This window comes from Paenibacillus sp. OAE614, from assembly GCF_040546645.1.
GTDB classification, from domain to species: Bacteria; Bacillota; Bacilli; order Paenibacillales; family Paenibacillaceae; genus Paenibacillus_AQ; species Paenibacillus_AQ favisporus.
On record NZ_JBEPOD010000001.1, the window covers coordinates 2,337,212 to 2,361,452 of the forward strand.

Sequence of the window (24,241 nt, forward strand, 5' to 3'; positions counted from 1 at the left end):
TGAAGAATTTCGTTAATGGTATTTTTGTCACGATTTATCGTTGAATCGTTCGTTTTTTCTGCAACGGCTGGATTTAGCATGAAAGTAAATCGGTTAGGCATGTTTCGTTGTTTTTTTTGTGGATCAGCCAGGCTTTTTGGGCTTTGATGCAGTGCTGGATTGGCTGCGGATTGCAATGGCTTTGATGGCAAATTGTATACCTTTGTTACGGAAGCATTTAGTCTGAGTGTGTTTTGTTGCGGTTGCCTTGCGCTTTTTCAAAAAAACGTGGCATTCTGCCACTTGCATCAACCCAATAATATGTGAAATGTTTCTCAAATATAAACATGTAATTACAGGAGGCTATTCTCATGGATATTCGTGAGTCTGTATTGCCCGGAATCGGGATGAAATATGTAATGGATACCGCCAGCGGCGACCGGATGGTCGTGGTCATTCATGATGACGGCCGGCGTGAGCTGTACCATTTTTCGTACGAGGATTTGGACCAAAGCATCTCGATGGTGACCCTGGAAGATCCGGAGGCGCGGCAGCTGGCCGCTCTTGTCGGCGGTATGACGTACAAACCGAAGCAGCTCGAACGGGTTGAAATGGCGTTTGACGAGCTGACGATCGAGTGGTACCGGATCGAGCCGCATTATGGATGCACGGGAAAAACGATCGGTGAGCTGAATATCCGGCAAAATGCCGGTGTTTCGGTAATCGCGCTGCTGGATAAACGTAACGGCAAACAAGTGAATCCCGGACCGGAAGCCGTGCTGAACGCGGAGGCGACGGTCGTCGCCATCGGAGAACGGGAGCAGCAAAAGCGGTTCAAACAAATTCTAATGAACGGAAGCGGGTGAAAGGATGGAGCATTTGGTATTTGAAATTGGTTTAGCGCTAGTCCTCATTGCACTGGGGGGACTGATCTCGGCAAAGCTGCGGTTTTCGGTAATCCCGTTCTATATTCTGATCGGCATGGCGGTAGGTCCGCATGCGATGGAGCTGTGGCATTTCGATTTCCGGTTTATCGACAGTGCGCCGTTTATCGATTTTATGGGACGGATTGGCGTTTTGTTCCTGCTGTTCTACCTCGGGCTCGAATTTTCCGTCGGCCGGCTGATCAAGTCGGGACGGTCGATCGCCGTAGGCGGTTCAATATATATCGGCATTAATTTTACGCTTGGACTGATGCTCGGATTTTTCAGCGGGTTTCCGCTCGCCGAGACGCTGATTATCGCGGGAATTACGACGATTTCGTCCAGCGCGATCGTAGCGAAGGTGCTGGTGGACCTGAAACGGACCGCCAATGCAGAAACCGAAATGATTCTCGGCATTATCATGTTCGAGGACGTCTTTCTCGCCGTGTATATCTCGATTCTGTCCGGGTTTGTGCTCAGCGACTCCAGCTCGATCGGCGGCGTGCTGCTGTCGGCACTCGTGTCGCTCGGGTTTATGCTCGCCGTCATTATTCTCGGACGTAAAGCAGTGCCTTATCTGAACAAATGGCTGCGGATCCGTTCCAATGAGCTGTTTGCCCTGGTCATTTTCGGCGCGCTGTTTCTGGTTGCCGGCTTTTCCGAAACGATCCACGTGGCCGAGGCGATCGGGGCGCTGCTGGTCGGGCTGGTGCTGGCCGAAACGGAACACGCCAAGCGGATCGAGCATTTGATCATGCCGTTCCGGGATTTTTTCGGGGCGATCTTTTTCTTCAGCTTCGGCCTGTCCATTGATCCGATGTCCTTGGGCGGAAGTGCCATATGGCTTGCGCTGGCAGCGGTCATTGTGACGCTGATCGGGAACTTTAGTGCAGGCATGCTGGCCGGGCGAACGGCTTCGCTGTCTCCCAAAGCATCGGCCAACATCGGGCTGACGATCGTTTCGCGGGGCGAATTTTCGATCATTATGGCGAACCTGGGCAAAGACGGCGGCCTGATGGAAATCCTCCAGCCGTTCTCGGCGATCTACGTGCTGATCCTGGCCATCCTGGGTCCGCTGCTGACCAAGCAGTCGAAATCGATTTTTACCTTCTTGAACCGCTGGTTCAAATTTAAGGACCGAAAACCGGGGATTCAGAAGGAAGAGGCGCTGTAAAAAGCCGAAAGAATGCCGCAAGGCTAGTTCCATTGTTCGCGATGGTGAAGTGGCTGGATAAGACTAACGAATGTTTGGGTAAATGCGATCCCATCCAATGGACTTCCATTTCAGTTTAGGGAGGGAAGGTTATGCATGATCCGATCAAGCAGGCCGTATGGTCATGAGAAAAACATTTGGAGCTTCCGGCAGAAACAGCAAGCATGCCATTTTCAAATCGGTGATCGGCGGCATCGCCGCCTCGGTCGGCGTGGAGCTGTTTCTGCATCCGCACGATCTGATCGCCGGCGGCGTCACCGGGATTTCCGGCCTGGTGTCGTTTCACACCGATAATCATTTCGGGATGCTGCTGGTGCTGTTCAATTTGCCGCTGCTGTTCTTTTATTCACTTCTGGGCCGAAAAAAAATATTGCTCCAGGTGCTCCCGGGGCTGCTTGCATTTGCCGGGTCGGCGTTCCTGCTGGCGCCGCTGCCAGCCGTCAGCGGCGAGCCGGTCATTGCCGCGCTGGCAGGCGGCCTGTGCCTTGGCTTCGGCGGCGGGCTGGCCGTCAAATCAGGCGGCCTGCTGGACGCGCTCGGCCTTGAAAAAACCGACCGCATCCGATTCGGCCGGGATTCAGGGGGCACCCGCCCGGCCATCTCCGTGGAGCGGCTGCTATTGCTCTGCCACGCCCTGGTGCTGGTCACCGCCGGCGCGGCTTTGGGGTGGGAGCGGACGCTGTACTCCGCGTTCGCCTGCCTGGCGGCGTATGAAACCGCCGGGGTCGTCATATTTGGGTTTCGCCGATTGGCCGGCGTGACGACGGCGAATCCCCGGCAGGTGGAAGCCGAAATGAAAAGCCGGCTGCGGCTTGAAGGACTCGCGTGGAATGATGTCGGAATCGGCCATGACCGTCATCGTGAGATTGATAGTGACAGCGACTGTGCACGGGTTCCAGCTCAGACGAGATTGATGTACAGTGTGCATCTGCTGGATGTTCCGCGCTTCAAGGCGGTAGTTCGCAAAGCCGATCCGCAGGCGGAGATCGTATGGGTGGAGCGGTCCGGAATGAAGCAGGAATAAGGCAGGAACGAAGCAGGAATAAAGCAGGCATGAAGCACGAATGAAGAAAGTTTAAGTGGCAAGGGGCATAGTGCCTCGAAGTACCTGAAATTTACTCTTGTTTTGCAGCACAGAGCGCTACAAGCTAAATAGGAGTAGAAGTGCAGTTCATTTCCGGTGAAGCGGCCGCAAGCCAATGAATCGGAAATGAACTGCACTTTTTCAGTTGTTCGCCAATGCAGACTTTTTGACTGCAAATAATTGTTCTTTGCTGTTTTTTGCATCTATTGATGAATGGGGGGGAGCGGCGCTCCCCAAATAGCTGCTTCTTTCACAACTATACGGCACTGAGGACACCAAGCACACTGTGTTTATTTTTCTGCACCGCGCCTGCATTTTATGCCATCTGCAAAAAATATCCAGTCGAAAACTTTTGAAAGCGCTATTGTCAAACGCAAAGTGATGTGTTACTTTATGTGTGTAACCGGTTCCACATTTCGAGGTGATAATTTCAGATGGTAACGATTAAAGATGTAGCACGCCATGCAGGGGTTTCGGTTGCGACCGTATCCCGGTGCATTAATGAAACAGGATACGTACACGCCGATACCCGCAAGAAAGTGGAAGACGCGGTTCGGGCGTTGAATTATGCGCCAAACGAGGTTGCAAGATCATTATACAAACGCAAGTCGAGGCTGATCGGACTTTTGCTGCCTGACATTACGAACCCCTATTTCCCGCAGTTGGCGCGGGGCGTGGAGGACGGCATGCAGGCTAATGAATTCCGCATCATCTTCGGCAATAGTGACGAGAACGAGCAGAAGGAACAGGAGTACATCCAGACCTTCATTCAAAATAACGTGGTCGGCGTCATCTCTTCAACCAACCGTCCGGATTCGGATATATACGCCAAGCTGAGCATCCCGGTCGTGTTTCTGGACCGGACGTCCAGCGACAGCCCGTCGGTGTACTCGGACGGACGCAAAGGCGGACGGCTGGCCGCCCAGGAAATGATCGCCCGCGGCAGCAAGCGGATCACGGTTCTGCGCGGACCCGTACATATACGTCCCGCCCAGGACCGGTTCCAGGGCGCCGTCGAGGTACTGGAGGAAGCGGGGATCGACTACAACGTCATTCAGACATCGTCCTTTTCCTTTGCGGAAGCGGAAAGCTGGGCCAAAGAGCTGTTCGCCAAGCATCTCGACACCGACGGGGTCATCGCCAGTAACGATATCGTGGCGACCGCCGTTCTGCACGAGGCTCAGCGCCTTGGCAAGCGAGTGCCGGAGGATGTGCAGGTGATCGGTTTTGACGATATTCCGCTCAGCAGCCTGCTCTCCCCGTCGCTGTCCACGATCCGTCAGCCAGCTTACGACATGGGCAAGGAAGCGGCGCTGCTGCTGATCCGCCTGATCGAACAGGGTAAAGTGGATAATCGAAATATACAAATGCCCGTATCTTTTGTAGAGCGGGATACGACCAGAAAGGTGGATTAAGATGGCTAACATTTGCGTAATCGGAAGCAGCTCGATGGACCTGGTAGTGACATCGTCCAAACGTCCGGGAGCGGGAGAGACCGTTCTCGGAGAGAGCTTTAAAACCGTGCCCGGAGGCAAGGGAGCCAACCAGGCGGTGGCGGCCGCCCGCCTCGGAGCGAAAGTCAGCATGATCGGCAGGGTGGGAGACGACCACTTTGGCGAAGCCATTTTGAACAATTTTCGCGCCAATCAAGTTTCTGTAGACTATGTGGAACCGGTTACAGGTATGGAGAGCGGAACAGCTCACATCGTGCTTGCCGAAGGGGACAATAGCATCGTTGTCGTTAAAGCAGCCAATGACGAAGTCACACCGGCCTATATCGACAAGGCTGTACAAGCGATTACCGCAGCCGATATGGTACTGATCCAGCAGGAAATCCCCGAAGAAACGGTGGAGCACGTAAGCCGGATCTGTGCCGAGCACGGCGTTCCGCTGCTGCTGAATCCGGCGCCGGCGCGTCCGGTCAAGGACGAAGTGATCGAGAACGCGGCGTACATCACGCCGAATCAGCACGAAGCTGCGATTATGTTCGGCGAAGGCCAGGTATCCGAAGCGCTGCGCCGGTATCCGAACAAGCTGTTCATTACCGAAGGCAGCAGCGGTGTGCGTTATTTTGACGGACAGGAGGAGGTTGTGATTCCTTCTTATAAAGTCGAAGCCGTCGATACGACCGGCGCCGGAGACACCTTTAACGCGGCCTTTGCCGTGGCGTTGGCTGAAGGCAAGCCGATTGCGGACAGTGTCCGGTTCGCCAACCGTGCCGCTTCGCTGTCGGTCATGAAGTTCGGCGCGCAGGGCGGCATGCCGACGCGTCAAGAAGTGGAGGAGAACCTGTAATGAAAAAGCATGGGATGCTGAACAGTCACATTGCCAAAGTCCTCGCCGACCTCGGCCATACCGACACGATCGTCGTGGCCGATGTGGGCCTTCCCATCCCCGAAGGGATCACCAAAATCGACCTCGCCCTGAAGCTTGGGAATCCGAGCTTTGAGGAGGTCGTGAGTTCCATCGCGGAAGACATGGAAATCGAAAAGGTCATCGTCGCCGCGGAAATGAAAACGGATAACCCAGAAGCGCAAGCTTACATTGACCATACATTTGCGGATTGCCCGATTGAGGACGTGCCTCACGAACAGTTTAAAGCTTTGACCCGCACAGCCAAGGCGGTCATCCGGACCGGAGAAGCCAAGCCGTTCGCCAACTGCATTCTGCAATCCGGCGTCCATTTTGGATAAAGAGGAGGAACCCTTATGCACATACAAATGCAAGGCATTTATAAATCCTTTGGCACCAACCACGTGCTGAGCGGTGTGGATTTTGAGCTTCGGGAAGGCGAAGTTCACGCCTTGATGGGGGAGAACGGCGCCGGCAAGTCCACCCTGATGAACATTCTCATCGGTCTGCATCAGCGGGATGAGGGCGTCATCAGGATCGATGGCAAGGAGACGTATTTTCCAAACCCGAAGGAAGCGGAAAAAGCGGGCATCGCTTTTATCCACCAGGAATTGAACATTTGGCCCGACATGACCGTCATTGAAAACCTGTTTATCGGCAAGGAAATGACCACAAAATGGGGACTGCTCAGCACCAAACAAATGAAAACGCTGGCAAAGGCCCAATTCGACAAGCTGTCGGTAGACATCCCCTTCCAGCGTGAAGCCGGGGAGTGCTCGGTAGGCCAGCAGCAGATGATCGAGATCGCCAAGGCGCTCATGACCGATGCCAAAGTCATCGTCATGGACGAGCCGACGGCCGCACTGACCGAGCGGGAAATCCGCAAGCTGTTCGACGTCATTGCCGCCTTGAAAAAGGAAGGCGTTTCCATCGTCTATATTTCGCACCGGATGGAAGAAATATTTGAAATCTGCGACCGGATCACAGTCATGCGCGACGGTAAAACGGTGGATACAAAGGACATTCCGCATACCAACTTTGACGAAGTCGTGAAAAAAATGGTCGGCCGCGAGCTCACCGAGCGTTACCCGCACCGGAACCCGTCGCCCGGCGATGTGGTGCTCGAAGTGAAGAACGCCACCCGCAAGGGATTGTTTGAGAACGTCAGCTTCCAGGTGCGTTCCGGTGAGATCGTCGGCTTCTCCGGCCTGATGGGTTCGGGGCGGACCGAGATCATGCGCGCCCTGTTCGGGCTCGATCACTTGGACAGCGGCGAAATATGGATTAAGGGCAAAAAAGCCCATATCCGCAAGCCTGACGATGCGGTCAAACGCGGCATCGGTTTTATTACCGAAGACCGGAAGGATGAAGGGCTGCTGCTCGATTTTTCGATCCGGGAAAATATGGTGCTACCTAGCTTGTCCGGCTTTACGTCTAAGGGCTTTATTAACGGGAAACGGGAAAAAGACTTCGTCGACCTGCTGGTCAAACGGCTGCAGATCAAAACGCAGTCTGCGGAAACCGCGGCAGGCGACCTGTCCGGCGGTAACCAGCAAAAGGTCGTCATCGCCAAATGGGTCGGCATCGGTCCGAAAGTGCTTATCCTGGATGAGCCGACGCGCGGGGTCGACGTCGGGGCGAAGCGCGAAATTTACCAACTGATGAACGAATTAACCGAACGCGGCGTTGCGATTATTATGGTTTCCTCCGAGCTGCCCGAAGTGCTGGGCATGAGCGACCGGATCCTGGTCGTCCATGAAGGCGAAATCAGCGGGGAACTGAACAGCGAAGAAGCCACGCAGGAAAAAATAATGACGTTAGCAACAGGGGGACAGTAACATGACAACCATTCAAGACGCTAAAAAACCAAAAGGCTTCCAACTATCGCAAGTGACGCAAAAGCTGGGTCCGCTGCTGGGGCTGATCATCCTGATCATCATCGTGTCGGTGCTGAATCCGAGCTTTTTGGAACCGCTTAACATTCTGAACCTGCTCCGCCAGGTGTCGATCAACGCGCTTATCGCGTTTGGTATGACCTTCGTCATCTTGACAGGCGGCATCGATTTATCCGTCGGTTCGATTCTTGCATTGTCCAGTGCGTTTGTCGCCAATATGCTGGTGTCGGGCTTTGATCCGATCCTGGCGATCATCATCGGCTGTCTTCTCGGCGGCGTGATGGGTATGGTGAACGGCCTGCTCATTACAAAAGGTAAAATGGCGCCGTTTATTGCTACACTGGCGACGATGACGGTATTCAGAGGCTTGACGATGGTGTATACGGACGGTAACCCGATTACAGGACTTGGCGACAGCCGGCTGTTCCAGCTGTTCGGGCGCGGATACGAGCTCGGTATCCCGGTACCGGCGATCACCATGATCATTACGTTTGTCATTCTGTGGGTCATTCTTAATAAAACGCCATTTGGCCGTAAAACCTATGCCATCGGCGGTAACGAAAAAGCATCGATCGTATCCGGTATCAAGGTACCGCGCGTAAAAATCATGATCTATTCCCTGGCAGGACTGCTGTCGGCTCTGGCCGGCGCCATCCTGACCTCCCGCCTGAACTCGGCGCAGCCGACGGCGGGCACATCCTACGAGCTTGACGCCATCGCGGCGGTCGTCCTTGGCGGCACGAGCTTGTCCGGCGGACGCGGACGCATCGTCGGCACACTGATCGGCGCGCTTATCATCGGTACACTGAACAACGGTCTGAATTTGCTCGGCGTTTCTTCCTTTTACCAAATGGTCGTCAAAGGGATCGTCATTCTGATCGCCGTCCTGATCGACCGGAAGAAATCCGCATAAGAAGGAGTAGATCATCATGAAAAAATTAACGCTAATCGCAGCTGCACTCTTGTTGATTCTGACCACAGGCTGTTCGCTGGAACCGCCGGAATGGGCCAAACCCAAAACGGGCGGCGATATTAAGGAAATGAAAATCGGTTTGTCCGTCTCCACGCTCAACAATCCGTTCTTCGTCTCGCTGAAGGACGGCGTGGTGGCCGAAGCCAAGAAGCAGGGCATGGAAACGATCGTCGTCGACGCCCAGAACGACTCGGCCAAGCAGAGCAATGACGTGGACGACCTGATCCAAAAAGGGGTCAACGTGCTCCTGATCAACCCGACAGATTCCGCCGCGATTTCCACGGTCGTGCAGAACGCCAACGATTTGGGTATTCCGGTCATTACGCTGGACCGCTCCTCAGACAAAGGGGACGTCAAAGCTCTGGTTGCATCGGATAACGTCAAGGGAGGTAAAATGGCGGCCGAATACATCGTGAAGATGCTCGGCAAAGGCGCCAAAGTCATCGAGCTGGAAGGCGTGCCGGGGGCATCCGCAACCCGCGAACGCGGGAAAGGCTTCCACGAAGTGGCCGACACCGAATTGAACGTCATTGCCAAGCAGGCGGCCGATTTTGACCGGACCAAAGGTCTGAACGTCATGGAAAATCTGCTGCAGGGCAACCCTGACGTGCAAGCCGTCTTTGCCCACAACGACGAGATGGCGCTAGGCGCGATCGAAGCGATCCAAAGCTCCGGCAAAAATATCCCGGTCATCGGGTTCGACGGCAACGAAGACGCGCTGAATTCGATCAAAGCCGGCAAGCTGACCGCCACTGTGGCGCAGCAGCCTGAGCTGATCGGCCAGATGGCCGTGCAGGCGGCGAAGGACGTGCTGCAGGGCAAAACGGTCGACAAGTCGATCCCGGCGCCGCTGAAGCTGGTGACGAAGGATCAGAAGTAAGATCGCAAAGAGGTAACGAATAAACAGATCAGCAATGAGATAGCTTTTTATATTAAAATGATAGAACAAAGCATCTGAGAACGGTGACGCCCCTCAGTCTATCTTACGCCAATGCTGCGTAGGAAGGACGGGGGCTTTTTTTATGTTCAACGATTGCTCCAGGCCCAGCATGCATGAGCGCTAATTTGATGACTCTTCCGGGCGGTTTGGGTTATTCCTGGGCTAGCGCTGAGGCAGCAGGGCAAAGGCACACCAATGCGGGCGATGTCACATATTCTATCAGGAATACATCCTCCAAATGAGGTGCATACAGTGAAGCAGCTGGAGAAGTTATTGAAAAAAACGGCCGTAAGCCGTCCTAGCAAAACAACAAGTCGTCAGATCGTCGTGTTCAAAACGCAGCAGGATTACCGGCAGTGCCTTGATATACTCAACGCAAATGGAATCAAACCGGTGAAGGCCGTGGACAGCCACCGGCTGATCTGCTGCCATTTTCATCGCTCCACGGATATGGAAAAAATAAAACAGCATCCCTGTGTCGCCTATGTCCAGCGGGACGCGAAAGTGAAGGCGCACGCGATCAAGCCTGCGGCCGCCGCCAAACGCGGCGGTGCGAACAAGGCCACCAAGAAAAGCGCATTGGTGGACACGGCCAAAATTCCCTGGAATGTAAGCAGGGTGAAGTCGCCCGAGCTGTGGAACCGGACGATGGGCCGAGGAGTAAAGGTGGCCATCATCGACACGGGCATCGCCAAACATCCGGATCTGTGTATCGCGGGCGGTGTAAACACGATTACCGGCGGATCGTTTCAGGATGATAACGGCCACGGCACGCATGTGGCCGGAATCGCGGCAGCCACCGGACGGCAAAAAATTTTCGGCAACGCGCCCAAAGTCAAGCTGTTCGCCGTGAAGGTGCTGGACCAAAACGGAAACGGCTTTGTTTCCGACATTGTGGAAGGGATCGACTGGTGCCTCAAACGGGGAATCAAAGTGATGAACATGAGTTTCGGGCTGACCGGATCAGGCAATAACAAGGCGCTGCAGGATGCCATTAAACGGGCAGCCAAGCAGGGGGCCGTCATTTCGGCGTCCGCGGGAAACGAGGGGACGATGTTCAGCCCGCTGATCGACGCCCCGGCCCGCTATCCTGAGACCATCGCCGTTGCAGCTACGGATCGAGCGAACCGGGTCGCCGATTTTTCGAGCCGGGGGAACGGCATTTCCGTCGCGGCGCCGGGCGTCGATATTTTGTCGACCCTGCCCGGAGGCACGTACGGCAAGATGTCGGGAACATCGATGTCGGCTCCTCATGTGACGGGGGGAGCCGCGTTGTTAAAGGCGCTGTTCCCCAGGATGAGACCGGCCGAAATTAAACGCCGTTTCGAAGCCAGTGCGCTTCAGATTCCGGGTGGCAGGCAGGCGGTAGGCGCCGGACTGCTGCAGGTCGCACCCGCAGCGGTCATACCCGCGGCGATTGCTTCAGGAAGCCGGTTCCCAAGCAAGACGCGGCGCTTGAAGAAGGCAAAGTCTGCGTCCCGGCGGGTGCTGTTTATCCCTTCCGGACAGAGCAAACGGTAAGAAGGAGCAGGCGGGATGCCTGCTCCTTTTTCATGGTTAGCCGGGGTGTTGGATGAATGGTTCATCCACCATTGGATTGCCGCAGCGGCACGGTGGGCAGCAGGGGAGTCCTGAATGGATAGGCTTTGGGTTTGATTTATGGCTAACCTGTAGATGGTTGGGGCGGACTATGTGCTTTTTGGATCATGGGTAAAGGCAGACTTTATTTGAAAAATATGGTATATAGTAAGGGATGGAGCTGTGAAAGGAGCAGTGGAATGGAAACTAGTAAATACCGGATCCTCTATGCCTGTTCCATGACCGCGGGGCTGATGCTCCTTCTCTCGGGACTGGCACTCTGGATCCCCAGAACGACGAGATCAGATACGCCCGATGCGTATTATATTGTATGGTACTGCCTGAAACTTCTCCTTCCCACCGCAGGCTTACTGCTGATGGTAATCGGATCCTTCGTTTATTCTGCTTACAAGGACCTATACCGGGAGATTCGGGAACTGAAAGACCAGGTCCGATCACTGGAGAAAAAAATATCCGGTTAAAATGGAGCGGCGGGCAGAAGGTTTACGAGAAAATCCCTTTATCCAGCCCCTGACTCAAAAATAAGGAGGAATGTATTTTGCGATGGATATGGGCAACGTTTTTGTTTGTCTTCCTGCTGTCCGGCTGCAGCGAAGTTAAGAAAGAGACAGCAGGGGGATCGGAAGATTGGCAGCAGAGCCCCTCGTTTACGATTTCCAAATCCGGATCTGATGGGAATCCGGTGCCATATGGGCTCAAGGGAAGCAAAGACAGATTTGCCATCGTAGACGGCTTAGTACAAGCGAATTCGAGCAACAAGCAGCTCCTCCACTTTTGGGGTGACACGCCGGAAGAAACCGGGCGGCTGCTGGATAAAGAAGTGAAAGTCATCGGAACAAGCCGGGAGACGGGAGAGCAGGCGACGGCTTTTGAAGGGAAGACGCAAATCCAGAATGACGATCCTGTGAAGGAGCCGCGGGAGTACGTCGAATCTGTTGGCTATTTGAATCTGCCGGCCAAAGGATTATGGAAGCTGGACGCATACATCGACGGGAAAGCAAGTGGAAGCATCGTCATCGAGGTACATGACAAGCCCGGGCAGTAGTGACCTGTGGTTCAACACCTCTTCAACAAACCAAGATATAATCTTTCGTTCTACTTGAAAGGCAGCGGTATAAAACGGGTATATTTTAATTTTCCATTGTGCTCCCGCGCGCTATATGAGTAAATGAAATAGCCGTTTAGGCGCGAAAGACCAAGACAAATTCCGATACGACAAGCTGCGGAGGAGATTGCTTATTAAAACGTTATTCCAATATAATTGGCAGGTTCGCGAAGATTGGTTCCGCTGGTGTGAGAGCGTGCCGGCGGAGGAGCTGCTTCGCACGCGCACAGGCGGAGTAGGCGGAATTCTGCACACCCTGTTTCATATCGTCGACGTGGAATGGAGCTGGGTTCGCTGCCTGCAGGGAAAGCCTGATTTTCAGGAGAGCTTTGATGGGTACCGCAGTCTGGACAAGGTGCTGAAACTGCAGGAATCGTTCAAGCCTGAAGTAGAGGAGTTTGTTTACTCCTGGAATGATGCTTGGGAATACAACGTATTCCGCGATGTCCATCCGGACGGCCACCCAGTTGAGGACCGATGGGGCGAAGTGGTCCGGCATATGATCGCTCACGAGATTCACCATGTCGGGCAGCTGTCCGTCTGGTCCAGGGAACTCGGGATCAAGCCCGTCTCCGCCAATTTGATCGGCCGGGGCTTGATGAATCGTCAAGCATAACTGCCGCTTTCTACAAACTATGGATCCCTCGTCACCATCCGTTATAATAGAACAAGAACGTACATTCGGATGGAGGGGACTTTATGAGAAGCTTTCTGGTGTTATTAAGGAAGAAACAAACCGGGAGTCTCGGCACTGATTTACTAGAGCAGCATGTTCAGCATCTTGAGGCGATGAGCCGGTTAGGCTGTCTGCGGTTATGCGGACCTTTTACAGACGGGGACGGTGCGGTGATGGTCTTCAGCGGACGCAGCGCCGAAGAGGTTGAGGACTGGGTCATGCAGGATCCTTTTATTAAGGAGCGTTACTATGCCTCCTACGACATTAAGGAGTTTACGGAAGCGAATGAGTCAAACCGCTGGCTGATGGGTGAGCCAGAGGCGTGATAAGCAAGCTGGAGAGCGTGCGGGCAAACCGTGTTTCTATCCGCGTATGACGGTAGAATTCACGGTTTTTTCGTGTTGCGGTGAATTTGACGTGCCTAAACAACGTCTCCAGGGAATGTGGAGCAGAAGCTGATTCTGTCCTTTGGGATAGCCCGGAGCTGCCAATATTCTTATCGGAGGACCGAGGCAAATATCGGTGCAAATACGGGGCATATCCGGTATACTGCTTGTTATGAAGGAGGATGAAACCGATGGGCTACACGGACGAGGTGTCGAAGGAACTGTACAGTTACCTTCCCCCTCTCACCAAGAAAGACGATTTCGACGAGTTTTGGGAGACGACCATCATGCAGGCCAAGGAGGTCCCGCTGGACCCGGAGCGTACGCTGATCGAATATCCGGCGCGGCACGTGAAGGTATACGACGTTTCGTATTGCGGAATGGATGAGACGAGAATTTACGGCTGGCTGATCGTTCCCGATTTTGAGAACAAAGAGAAATATCCCTGCCTGATTCATTACCATGGTTTTACCGGCAGCAGGGGCAAGCCTTCCGAGCTGATGCACTGGGTGATGATGGGGATGGCTGTATTGTCGGTAGACTGCCGTGACCAAGGCGGACGGACCGGCAACAGCGCTTCATACTCGCACGGATATGTGGCGAACGTGGCCAGCAAAGGCGTACATAACAAGTGGGAATATTATTACCGGTATGCATACATGGATGCGCTGAAGGCGATCGATTTTGCCTGCGCTCAAGCGGATATCGACGCTTCAAAAATCGTGATCGAGGGCGGCAGCCAAGGCGGTGCGCTTGGGACGGCGGTATCCGCCCTGGACGACCGTCCTGTGCTGGCGATGGTTGACGTGCCGAGCAACAGCAATCTCGTCTGCCGGATCGAAGGCAACCACGGAGCTTTTGCTGCGGTAGCCGAGTACTTAAACCGCCACCCGGAGCAGACGGATCTTGTAATGGACAACCTGAGCTATTTTGACACGATGAATATGGCCGATCGTATCGCGTGCCGGGTACTGGCCAGTGTTGGACTCAAGGACGAAACCTGTCCTCCCCAGATGTATTTCGCGACCTATAACCGGATTCAAAGCGACAAGGACATCGTCATCTATCCGTTCAACGGACATGAAGGCGGCGGGGCAGGCCAGACCGAGGTTAAGCTGCGGTATTTGCGGGAGCATTACCCAGAGTGGTTCACGGCATAGCATAATTTCGCATTGACCAGGAACATATGTTCCGGTATGATGATTTCAAGACAGCATGCGGAATGAACACAGAGCCAATGAATTCCATTCTGGAAGGAGAAAGCAAAAATGAGCAGCGGTACCGCATTATTGGTCATTGACGTGCAGGAAGGCATGTTTGTACCGGAATATCCCGTTTTTGACGGCGAATCTTTGTTGGACAAGATCCAAGGTCTTATCACAGAGGCGCGCTCAAGCGGTGTACCTGTCGTGTACATTCAGCATAACGAAGAACCGGGCGAGCAGCTGGAGCCGAACAGCTTTGCATGGCAGATTCAGTCCCGAATCGCTTCTGCCGAAGGGGAGATCGTCGTACAGAAATTTACGCCCGACGGGTTTCATGAGACGGACCTGCAGGAGAAGCTGAATTCGCTTGGCGTGCAGAGGCTGATCGTGTCGGGAATTCAAACCGACATGTGCGTTGAAGCTACCAGCAAGCGCGCTGGACAGCTAGGCTACGAGGTGGTGGTTGTTGAAGACGCCCACACGACGTATGACCAAGGCGGCAGGACCGCCCGGGAGATTATCGAGGAATACAACGGGATGTTCCGTGATTTTGCGAAGGTTCAGCCAGCGGCAGCCATTGCGTTCTAAGGAAGTCCTGATCCCGGTTGCCCGGTTGGAATAAAACAGTCAGCACTTATAAAGTTTAGGGTATGGTTGGGAAGGAGCCCACGTTGATGACAACGAGGCTCTTTTTTCTGTTGCGGCGCATGAATAATGGGGAAGGGAAGCCTCCAGCTTTCCTGATCGGATGCCGTGGATGATGGTTTTTATAGTTAAAAACTATTATATCTATACGATTTATATATTAGAACTATAACAATCCTTTGTGTAAGCTTAATCAGAACCCAATCATCCGGTTAAAAGGAGGCGGCAGCAAATGAATAATGAGCCGATGACCCGGCGTACCGAATTATCCGGCAAACTGACGAATGTTCTTCAGGCCAGAACGCTGGCATTATCGCATCCCATCCTGCAAGGAATGTTAACGAAGGGCATGTCGGTCCTTGATGTTGGATGCGGCACGGGAGCCATTACCCGCGGCATCGCGGAAGCCGTAGGTCCGGAAGGCAGCGTAGTCGGGGTGGATCAAAACCCCCGTTTGATTAAGCAGGCGCAGCAAGCGCATGGAAAAGTTCCCGGGCTATCGTTTACGGAAGGCGATATCTATTCGCTTGAGGAAGCAATGGAGGATTGTCCTGGGTTTGATATCGTCACCTGCTCAAGGCTCATGGTCTGGCTCCCCGATCCGTTAACGGCGCTTAATGCAATGGTCAAGGCGGTAAAGCCCGGCGGAAGGGTTGTCATTGCCGACTATAATCACGAGAAAATCGCCTGGTCGCCGACGCCGCCTGCCAGCATGCTCGCGTTCTATTCCGCGTATCTGAACTGGCGGGAGGATGCCGGCCTGAACAACCGGATTGCGGACGATCTCCCGGACTTATTGCAGCAGGCAGGACTTGCACAGGTCAAGGCCACGCCCTGCCATGAAGAGGTGCGGCAGGATGATCCCGATTATGCGCAGCGGTCTGGCCTGTGGGCGGATACCGCTTCCAGCCGGGGGCCGCAGATAGAACGCGATGGATTCATAACACGCGGGGAATATGAGCGCGCGGAGCGGGAGTACCGGCAATGGGTTCAGTCTGATGCTGAATCCATAACGATGTACATGCTTACCGTGGTTGGCGTCAAGCCTTAGGATCCGATACGGCTATGCCTGCGGCAAAGAAAGGACCCCGGAACGTGAGCAGCGACAGAATGCGTGCCATCTCTGCCGGCGTTTCCTGTCTTCCGCTCATCAGCCACTGCTGGATAATGCCGAGATGGGCGGAAGACACATATGACAGGAAGTATTCGGCAGGGACCTGCAGGTTCTCTTTGCGGATCAGCGGCGATAAATTTTTCTCCAGCAGATTTTTCCGGAACATCGCTTTCAGCTGCGATTGGAAAGACACGTCTCCCTTTGGCCCCAATATGGCTTTGAGAAAAGCCGCATGCTCCTCGATATATTCGAACACGGTAACGATCAGGGAGACCGAAATGCCGGTTTCCCGGTACGTTTCCAGATCCTCTGACGTCGCCTTCGTAATGATCGCGATGATCCCCTCAATCACTTCAGCTTCGCTCTGCTCGAGCAGGTCGAATTTGTCACGGTAATGCAAATAAAACGTTCCCCGGTTAATATTCGCCCGAGTCGTAATATCCTTTACAGATACGGCTTCAAAGCCCTTCTCCTCAATCAGCTCCGTCAGCGCATCGCGGATGACCAGCCGCGTCCGCACGATCCGCCGGTCTGTGTTTCCGTCCATGTGATCACTCCTTGAATCCGAGGTAGACACTTTAAAAGAATGTGTCGAGTAATGCGCACATTCCGGATTATTGTTTATTGAACCGTCTATGCGCTCTTATTATAATGAGTTTGCCCGAGATAATCAACGCGATGTTCATTATCTTGAACAAACTATAAAGGCATAGGAGTGATGAGTGAAATGACTTTGATGAAGCAAAAGCTGGTGTGGGTACTGCCGCTGATCGTAGCCGCCGTTATATTTGTGTTTAGTTTGGCGATGATTCCGACCATAAATCCGACCCCGGTCCGCCTGCCGATCGCATTGGTCAGCGAGGATCAAGGCGTGACGCTGCCGAACGGAACCGCGACGAATATGGGAGAAACGCTGACCGGTATGATCAAACAGCAGACTTCATCCACGGCTTCAGCAGATGGACCGGCGATTGAATGGGTTCATGTAAACACGGAAAAGGAAGCGATGTCCGGTCTGGATGAACAGAAATATTATGCCGCGCTGGTGGTTCCGGCCGATTTCAGCCAGAATCAAGCGACGCTGCTCACGGAACAACCGGTGCAGCCTCAGCTGCGCATTTACGTGAACCAAGGCATGAGCGCTTCGGCTTCCACCATGGCTGGTCAGTTGCTCAACCAAATCGTCGACACGATGAATGCGAAGATCCGCGCTGACCTGCTGGCTGCAGCCGGTAAGCAGAGCGGCAAGGTTACGGTGCAGCAGGCATCCGTGCTGGCGGCGCCTATTGCGAAGGACGTAAAAAATGTCCATGAGACAGGCACCCATACGGCGAACGGCAACGCGCCGGTGTCGTTATTCCAGCCGATCTGGATGGGCAGCATCTTGGGCGGGGTTATATTCTATCTCGTCATCAGCAAGCTGAACTTCGCCTACCGCCGATCTCTGCTCGCTGCCCGAGTAGTCCAGACCGTCGCGGGAGCTGTTCTGGCACTTATTGCCGGGTTCGGCCTGACCTGGTTTGCCGGGAGCTGGGGACTCCATATTCCGGACGGAACGGCTACTGCGATATTTTTGTCACTATGCTACTTTGCCTTTTTTCTGATGATCTCCGCCGTGCTGTCCTGGGCAGGGCTCAAGTCGATGGTGCTGTTTGTCCTGCTGCTCTTCTTTGGGGCTCCCCTGCTGAGCCTTCCAGCCGAGATGATGGGATCGTTCTACCGCGACTACGTGTTCCCTTGGCTGCCGATGCGGTTTATGGTGGAAGGGCTGCGTGAAATGTTCTTCTTCGGCCGGGGCCTGGATTGGAATCATTCGACTGCCGTGTTAACCGGCATTGCCGCGGTTAGTCTGGTTGTTCTGCTCGGCTCGGCTCTGAAGGCTCGGCAAAACCGGCAAACAGCAAGAGGTACCGTCGAGACACAGACTGTGGAGGCGTAATGAAGGCGGCCCGTGCAAAAATCGCGCTTATCCTGCTAAATAGTTTTGCGCTGAAGAAGTACTGTAAATTATAATGAGGCGTAGAGAACTGCTAACCGTTTGAAGAACGGCGGCGAACAGGTGCAGGAGGAAAACGCATTGAAGCTCGAACGCATCATATCGATGATTTACATGCTGCTGAATCACGAAATTATTACCGCGTCGGCGCTGGCCGAGAAGTACAACGTTTCGCAGCGGACCATATACCGGGATATCGATGTCATCTGCGCGGCTGGCATTCCAGTGGTGTCTTACCAAGGGGTCAAGGGCGGTTTCGGCATCATCAAGGATTATAAAATGGAAAAAAGCCTGCTCGGTTCGTATGACGTCGGGTCGCTCGTGACGCTGCTCTCCAGCATGTCGACCGTGTTCGAGGACGAAAAGGCGGCCGAAACGATTCAAAAGCTGAAGACCATCCAGCACGAAAAGGATTCGCCGGTGTTGTCGATGAACCTAGCGAGCCGGCAGCTGTATAATGACTCCCTGCGGCTGCTGCGGGCGGCGATCACGGAATGCTGTGTCGTGCGCTTCAAATATATCAACGCCAGAAACGAGAAGACCGAGCGCGTCGTGGAGCCGGTGCGGCTGATTTACGAGTACGACGTCTGGTACCTGTTCGCCTACTGCCGGGACCGCCAGGATTACCGGAAATTCCGGCTGTCCCGGATGGCTGACCTGCAGGCGATGGGCGAGCATTTTACGAAGCACAAGCATGCGGCTCCCGAGGAAGTGACGTTTAAGCAGCTGCACAACCAAGGAAACCCGGTGCATGCGGTAATTCATTTTTCCGCCGACTGCCTGGCGAGAGCGATGGACTATTTCTATGGAGCGGAGAAAACGTATCTCGACGACGGCTCGTTCCTGCTTAGCATTACCCTGGAGCATATGGAGCGAACGCAGTGGCTCATCCCGATGCTGCTCAGCTTCGGCGACGGGGCCGAGGTGAAGGAGCCCACGGAGCTTCGGGAGGTTGTCCACGCCAAATTAAAAAAAATGATTCGGAAATACTCAGAAGTATGACATACTGTTGTCATACTTTTTTGTTTACACTCAGAATCGGTTACAGAGAAATCAGAAATTAAAGGAGTGTTTGAGAACGTGAAACCTGCACAAAAAAGCAGTCTTCCGGTCGTCATCGCCGGCCTGCTGCTGGGCATCCTGATGGCCTCGATGGATAACACCATCGTCGCCACGGCCATGGGAAATATCGTGGGTGAGCTCGGCGGCATGGATAAGTTTGTATGGGTCACCTCGGCCTACATGGTGGCGGAAATGGCCGGGATGCCGATCTTCGGAAAGCTGTCGGATATGTACGGCCGCAAAAAGTTTTTTGTCTTCGGGATTATTCTGTTCATGCTGGGGTCTGCGCTGTGCGGCACGGCGACCACGATCACGGAACTGGCCTTGTACCGGGCGGTTCAGGGTATTGGCGGCGGAGCGCTGGTCCCGATCGCGTTTACGATCATGTTCGATGCGGTCCCGCTGGAGAAGCGCGGCAGCCTCGGCGGTTTGTTCGGCGCCGTGTTCGGCATGTCCAGCATTTTCGGACCGCTTCTCGGGGCGTACATAACGGATCATATCGCCTGGGAGTGGATTTTCTACATCAACCTGCCGTTGGGCGTCATCGCCTTCATCATGGTGGCGTTCTTCTACAAGGAGTCGCATGAGCATTCCAAGCAGCCGATCGACTGGTTCGGCGCCTTTACGCTGCTGGGAGCGGTCATCTGCCTCATGTTCGCCCTGGAGCTGGGCGGCAAGGAAATCGCCTGGGATTCCTGGGAGATCCTCTCCTTGTTCGGAGGATTTGCGGTGCTGCTGATCGCCTTCCTGTATGCCGAGACCAAAGCGAAAGAGCCGGTTATTTCGTTCGGATTGTTTAAAAACCGGCTGTACGCTACCAGCGTCCTGGTCGGGCTGTTCAGCGGGGCGGCGTTTATCGCGGCTTCGGTGTACATCCCGATTTTTATCCAGGGTGTGCTGGGCGGTTCAGCCACCAACTCAGGGCTGGTGCTGCTGCCGATGATGGTCGGCTCGGTCGTCACGGCGACGCTGGGCGGCAGTCTGATGAACAAAATGCCGTACCGGAACATTTTGATTCCGACGCTGCTGTTATTCCTGGTCGGCACGGCGTTGGTCGCCACCTTATCGGTGAACTCGACCCGGCTGATCGTAACGATCTATATGATTCTGATCGGGCTTGGAATCGGCGCGTCGTTTTCGGTGCTCGGAAACGCAGCCATTCATGGTTTGGACTACCGCCAAAGGGGAACGGCGAGCTCGACGCTGAACTTCCTGCGCTCGCTCGGCATGACCATCGGGATCACGACTTTCGGATTGATTCAGAGCCATTCGTTTACACATGAAATGACGAAAAGGTTCGGCTCTGCGGGGGCTGGCGCAGCAAACGCGGGAGGAGCAGCGGCAATGCCGGCGGGGCTCGATATCAAGGACCCGCATGCGCTGCTGGCTCCGGAGACACGCTCGCTCATTCCGCCTGAAGTGCTGCATAACATTTCCGAGATGCTCGCTTCTTCAATCGTCCAGACGTTCGCATGGGCCTGCGTGCCTGCGATTCTGGCCCTGCTTGCGGCACTGTTTATGGGCAGTAAGAAGCTGGATCATACGGCGGAGGTTGCTCCCGCAGGCGGCGAAGGGAAGGAATATTCTCCGGTTCACTAAGTAAAAACTTGGGCTAAGATCACCACGGCTGCAATCTTGAGGCATCATGGATGCCCTGGACTGCAGTCTTTTTTTGGGGTAGTTCAGAGTAGTTAAGTGTTTGCTAATCCCTAATTGACGCAGATGCTGTACCTCCATACAATGAAGCTGAGATCATACCTCAGAAGGGAACGGAAGAACATGTTTAAAATCAGCGCTTTTGCCAAAATGAGCGGGATATCGATCAAAACGCTGCGTTATTACGATGAGCTGGGGATTCTGAAACCGTCCGCTGTGGATGAGAGTTCCGGCTATCGGTATTATTCCGCCGATAACTTGCTGACGGTGGAACGCATCCGTGCTTTTAAAGAGCTTGGGCTGACACTGGAGCAGATCGCTCCGCTGCTTCAGGAGGAGGGAACGCCCGGTACGGCTGCGGATACACTCGCAATGAAGCGGGCTGATCTGGAGACCGCCATCGAGGAAGCACAGCGTCAGCTGGAAGAAATCGACCGGAGAATGCAGCGGCTGGAACAAGTCGGGGCGGCTGCGGTGGATGGATCCGAAGCCGTAACGCTCCGCGAGCTGCAGCCGCAATGGGCCGCCTCGGTCAGGGATACGATCCCGCGGCAGGACCTCTGCCTGCTGGTTAATGAGGTCAGGGACTATGTCATGGCTAACGGCTGCGGAACAGCGGACGGACCGTTGATTCTTCTCTGGCATGACGCGGGCGGGAACGGCGAAAGGGAAGTCATTGACATCGAAGTGGCATTTCCTCTTGAGGAACCGACGCCAGAGCGCGGTCGCGTCCGCATTGTAGAGCTGCCCGGCTATGAAACCGCCGCATCTCTGATTCATGACTGCAACCCCTATGCCGCCCACTGTCCTGCAGCAGCGCATGTCATGGAATGGGCCGCTTCGCAGGGATATGAACCGTTACCCGGTGAGCCGGTCCGTGAAGTCTATATTGCCGCCGAACGAGACATGTACGGAAAATTCCGCAGGTCCGAAGTCTTCCTCCCGCTGCGCGGTACTCTTTAGCTCTTGATTCGTTATTTTTAGACAAAGGCTCACTCCAGGTGTTGACTCTCCCCTTAAGGGGAGGGTGTACAGTGGGTTTACAAACCACAGAAGAGAAGAAGGAGTGAGCAGGGATGAAAAGATTGGAAGGAAAAACAGCTCTCGTGACCGGAGGCAGCCGGGGGATAGGAAGGGGCATTGCACTGCGTCTTGCCTCTGAAGGTGCGCTTGTTGCGGTCCACTACGGCAGCCGCAGGGATGCAGCGGACGAGGTCGTACAGATGATTGAGGAACAGGGAGGCCGGGCGTTTGCCATCGGTGCCGATCTTCAGGATATCCAAGGTGTCCATCGTCTGCTTGAATCACTGGATGCCGAACTGACCCGGCGGACAGGCAGCCGCCAGTATGACATTCTGGTGAACAATGCCGGTATCGGAACATCGAAAACGATGGAAGAAACAACGGAGGCAGACTTCGACGAGGTGTTTGCCGTGAATGTGAAAGCGCCGTTCTTTCTCGTGCAGCAGTCGATGGATCGGCTGCGGGACGGAGGACGGATTATCAATATTTCTTCAGGCGTGACCCGCATCGCATTTCCGCATATCATGTCCTACAACATGACCAAGGGGGCGGTGAACACCTTTACGCTGCACCTTGCGAAGCTGTTGGGTCCGCGCAGCATTACCGTCAATGCCGTGCTTCCCGGCATTATCGACACCGATGTGAACGCGTCTTGGCTGAACACGCCGGAAGCCCGTCAGGGAGCGGCGGAAATGTCCGCTCTTGGACGAATCGGAGAGGCCGCGGACGTCGCAGATGCCGTCGCTTTCCTGGCTTCACCGGACAGCCGTTGGGTGACGGGGCAAATGCTCGATGCGACCGGAGGCTCGCATTTATAAGTGACCCGCGGTCATCGTTTTCCGTTCGGCACCATGGTTGCCACAAACAACCCAGAACCTCAAAAGAAACAAGCGGCTGGATTCGTTAGCCGCTTGTTTCTTTTACAAAGCTGGAACCATCTATCTTTTTCACCAGATATTCATACTTGAAGCGCAAAAGTTCAACTGCGTTGGTCATGTCCCTTTCAGACTTCAAATGAATAGATACCCAACCCGAATGAGGGAACATATGATGCGGGTTGGCAAGACCAGAGGCTACCACGTCATCCCGTTTCGATTTGGGCAAGAGCAGATCAATCAGATGGTCCCCATGTAAATGACCTATTTCTTTTCCCCCATAAAGAAACTCAATTCCGCCGAATCGGTGGGGGTTAACCGTTACACCTGCCCATGACAGCAATTCATCCGATAGGACTTCCCTTCGAGAAATGGTCATCTGATCAAGTTCTCCTCTCCACAAGCAGATTTAGTCCAAGTTCTATTTCAGCCTTTTCAACCAAGAGGCAAGGGCCTCCCCAACCATATCGGGGGCATCTTCCATCGGGTAATGAAGCCCTGGCACCGTCACTTCGGTCTGCTCGGGCCAACTGCGGCAAAAATCCAATTGGGATTGCGAAGTCCTTCCTGGTTCGGCATGGATGAATAATTTTGGGACGGGGCTGTGTGCCAACCAGTGGCCATAAGCCGCGACAATTTCATTCACCTCCGTCGTTGACCCGTCGTCAAAAGGTAGCTGCCTGGCCCAGGAGAGCATCGGACGACGACCTTCCCCTGGTTCGACAAAGGGGCGGTGATACTGCTCGAGCTCTTCCTTCGCTAACTGACGAATGACATTAACGGGGAGATTGACATTCAAGAAGGAGTTTTGTTCCAGGACCATCTGTTCACCTTTTTCAGACCGCAGTGCTTGAAAAATGTTACGCCCTTGTTCCGGCATCTCGCTCCAGCTGCTGGATTTGATGATCGCTTCCATATACACGATACCGTTCACAGCGCCAGGATGCCGCCGCGCCCAATCAAATCCCAAAGCGGAGCCCCAGTCGTGTACGACGAAGGTGATCTTCTTATGAATCCCAAGTTTGTTAAGAAGCTCGTCGAGGTATTCCCGGTGCTGGGCGAAGGTGTAGGCGCCCGGACCGCTAACCGGCAGTTTATCGGAATCTCCCATCCCGACTAAATCGGGTGCAATGCAGCGCCCGGCGTTTTGTGCGTAAGGAATAATGTTGCGCCATAGATAAGAGGAGGAAGGGTTACCATGCAGGAAAACGATCGGATCACCACTGCCGACCTCTACATAAGCCATCTCTAAATCATAAACCCGTTGACGCTTTTTTTCGTAAGGAAATGCTCCGCTAACCATACGTATCTCACCCTTCTGCTCACACCGCTGCTGTGGGGCATCGAGTGTGCATTTTGTTTTTATTCAGTTGACTTGTAAACTTAGTCTACGAAAATGATAACGCAATTAAGTTGAGTAGTCAACTAAAAAAAGCCTTAATTTTTCTTTGCCTCCCATTCATTTATCCAGCCCAAAGAAAAAAGCAATCCACCCACAAAATTCCTGTGGATGGATTGCTTTGATTTATATGCGTTTCAC

Annotated in this window: 25 protein-coding genes; 22 read left to right on the plus strand and 3 right to left on the minus strand. The window is 54.0% G+C overall.

Features of this window, described 5'->3' with window-relative positions; genetic code table 11:
• Positions 1–350: 350 nt before the first annotated feature.
• From ABIE48_RS11000 to ABIE48_RS11080, 17 genes are all read left to right on the plus strand, one after another.
• Positions 351–845, plus strand: a complete 495-nt coding sequence (locus ABIE48_RS11000; protein WP_076167379.1) for a cation:proton antiporter regulatory subunit — start codon at positions 351–353, stop codon at positions 843–845.
• A gap of 4 nt (positions 846–849) precedes the next feature.
• The gene (locus tag ABIE48_RS11005) at positions 850–2,076 is read left to right on the plus strand and encodes a cation:proton antiporter (RefSeq protein ID WP_145021089.1); all 1,227 of its coding nucleotides are present in this window, start codon (positions 850–852) and stop codon (positions 2,074–2,076) included.
• A 163-nt stretch (positions 2,077–2,239) separates the two neighbouring features.
• Positions 2,240–3,139, plus strand: coding sequence for a YitT family protein (locus tag ABIE48_RS11010; protein WP_192714569.1), 900 nt, complete (start codon positions 2,240–2,242; stop codon positions 3,137–3,139).
• Between the two features lie 494 nt (positions 3,140–3,633).
• Positions 3,634–4,614 (plus strand): LacI family DNA-binding transcriptional regulator, encoded by a 981-nt coding sequence (locus ABIE48_RS11015; protein WP_145021083.1) that lies wholly within the window; start codon positions 3,634–3,636, stop codon positions 4,612–4,614.
• A 1-nt stretch (position 4,615) separates the two neighbouring features.
• Entirely contained in the window at positions 4,616–5,494 is an 879-nt protein-coding gene (rbsK, locus tag ABIE48_RS11020; protein ID WP_192714568.1) for a ribokinase, read from the plus strand.
• Entirely contained in the window at positions 5,494–5,892 is a 399-nt protein-coding gene (rbsD, locus tag ABIE48_RS11025) for a D-ribose pyranase (protein ID WP_192714567.1), read from the plus strand. The genes rbsK and rbsD overlap by 1 nt, the downstream gene beginning before the upstream one ends.
• A gap of 15 nt (positions 5,893–5,907) precedes the next feature.
• Entirely contained in the window at positions 5,908–7,389 is a 1,482-nt protein-coding gene (locus ABIE48_RS11030) for a sugar ABC transporter ATP-binding protein (RefSeq protein ID WP_192714566.1), read from the plus strand.
• Between the two features lies 1 nt (position 7,390).
• Complete coding sequence (rbsC, locus tag ABIE48_RS11035) at positions 7,391–8,359, plus strand: ribose ABC transporter permease RbsC (protein WP_076167363.1); 969 nt, start codon at positions 7,391–7,393, stop codon at positions 8,357–8,359.
• A 16-nt stretch (positions 8,360–8,375) separates the two neighbouring features.
• The gene (gene rbsB, locus ABIE48_RS11040) at positions 8,376–9,299 is read left to right on the plus strand and encodes a ribose ABC transporter substrate-binding protein RbsB (protein ID WP_145021077.1); all 924 of its coding nucleotides are present in this window, start codon (positions 8,376–8,378) and stop codon (positions 9,297–9,299) included.
• 312 nt (positions 9,300–9,611) lie between these two features.
• Positions 9,612–10,880, plus strand: a complete 1,269-nt coding sequence (locus ABIE48_RS11045) for a S8 family peptidase (protein ID WP_186325881.1) — start codon at positions 9,612–9,614, stop codon at positions 10,878–10,880.
• 257 nt (positions 10,881–11,137) lie between these two features.
• Positions 11,138–11,419 (plus strand): hypothetical protein, encoded by a 282-nt coding sequence (locus tag ABIE48_RS11050; RefSeq protein ID WP_192714565.1) that lies wholly within the window; start codon positions 11,138–11,140, stop codon positions 11,417–11,419.
• A gap of 77 nt (positions 11,420–11,496) precedes the next feature.
• Complete coding sequence (locus ABIE48_RS11055; RefSeq protein ID WP_192714564.1) at positions 11,497–12,003, plus strand: hypothetical protein; 507 nt, start codon at positions 11,497–11,499, stop codon at positions 12,001–12,003.
• 193 nt (positions 12,004–12,196) lie between these two features.
• The gene (locus ABIE48_RS11060; RefSeq protein WP_145023071.1) at positions 12,197–12,679 is read left to right on the plus strand and encodes a DinB family protein; all 483 of its coding nucleotides are present in this window, start codon (positions 12,197–12,199) and stop codon (positions 12,677–12,679) included.
• 83 nt (positions 12,680–12,762) lie between these two features.
• Complete coding sequence (locus ABIE48_RS11065; RefSeq protein ID WP_192714563.1) at positions 12,763–13,065, plus strand: YciI family protein; 303 nt, start codon at positions 12,763–12,765, stop codon at positions 13,063–13,065.
• A gap of 251 nt (positions 13,066–13,316) precedes the next feature.
• On the plus strand, positions 13,317–14,285 hold the full coding sequence (locus ABIE48_RS11070; RefSeq protein ID WP_192714562.1) for an acetylxylan esterase: 969 nt from the start codon (positions 13,317–13,319) through the stop codon (positions 14,283–14,285).
• A gap of 108 nt (positions 14,286–14,393) precedes the next feature.
• Positions 14,394–14,918, plus strand: coding sequence for a cysteine hydrolase family protein (locus ABIE48_RS11075; protein WP_192714561.1), 525 nt, complete (start codon positions 14,394–14,396; stop codon positions 14,916–14,918).
• Between the two features lie 289 nt (positions 14,919–15,207).
• On the plus strand, positions 15,208–16,026 hold the full coding sequence (locus ABIE48_RS11080) for a methyltransferase domain-containing protein (protein ID WP_192714560.1): 819 nt from the start codon (positions 15,208–15,210) through the stop codon (positions 16,024–16,026).
• Here ABIE48_RS11080 and ABIE48_RS11085 read toward each other — a convergent pair.
• Positions 16,016–16,636, minus strand: a complete 621-nt coding sequence (locus tag ABIE48_RS11085; protein ID WP_076167339.1) for a TetR/AcrR family transcriptional regulator — start codon at positions 16,634–16,636, stop codon at positions 16,016–16,018. The two genes, ABIE48_RS11080 and ABIE48_RS11085, sit on opposite strands and share 11 nt — an antisense overlap.
• Positions 16,637–16,822: 186 nt before the next feature.
• Here ABIE48_RS11085 and ABIE48_RS11090 point away from each other — a divergent pair, with 186 nt between their 5' ends.
• The 5 genes from ABIE48_RS11090 (at position 16,823) to ABIE48_RS11110 (ending at position 22,644) form a co-directional block, all read left to right on the plus strand.
• Entirely contained in the window at positions 16,823–18,028 is a 1,206-nt protein-coding gene (locus tag ABIE48_RS11090; protein ID WP_192715314.1) for a YhgE/Pip domain-containing protein, read from the plus strand.
• 138 nt (positions 18,029–18,166) lie between these two features.
• Positions 18,167–19,087, plus strand: a complete 921-nt coding sequence (locus tag ABIE48_RS11095; protein ID WP_145021053.1) for a helix-turn-helix transcriptional regulator — start codon at positions 18,167–18,169, stop codon at positions 19,085–19,087.
• A gap of 141 nt (positions 19,088–19,228) precedes the next feature.
• Positions 19,229–20,746 carry an MDR family MFS transporter gene (locus ABIE48_RS11100; RefSeq protein WP_244169231.1) on the plus strand — a complete coding sequence of 506 codons (1,518 nt, stop codon included), beginning with the start codon at positions 19,229–19,231 and terminating at the stop codon, positions 20,744–20,746.
• Between the two features lie 180 nt (positions 20,747–20,926).
• Entirely contained in the window at positions 20,927–21,766 is an 840-nt protein-coding gene (locus ABIE48_RS11105) for a MerR family transcriptional regulator (protein ID WP_192714559.1), read from the plus strand.
• Positions 21,767–21,879: 113 nt separating this feature from the next.
• Positions 21,880–22,644 carry a glucose 1-dehydrogenase gene (locus tag ABIE48_RS11110; RefSeq protein WP_192714558.1) on the plus strand — a complete coding sequence of 255 codons (765 nt, stop codon included), beginning with the start codon at positions 21,880–21,882 and terminating at the stop codon, positions 22,642–22,644.
• An 85-nt stretch (positions 22,645–22,729) separates the two neighbouring features.
• Here the strand turns inward: ABIE48_RS11110 and ABIE48_RS11115 are convergent, their stop codons facing one another.
• Entirely contained in the window at positions 22,730–23,080 is a 351-nt protein-coding gene (locus ABIE48_RS11115) for a luciferase domain-containing protein (protein WP_483312651.1), read from the minus strand.
• Between the two features lie 42 nt (positions 23,081–23,122).
• Positions 23,123–24,004, minus strand: a complete 882-nt coding sequence (locus ABIE48_RS11120; protein ID WP_192714557.1) for a haloalkane dehalogenase — start codon at positions 24,002–24,004, stop codon at positions 23,123–23,125.
• Positions 24,005–24,241 lie beyond the last annotated feature (237 nt).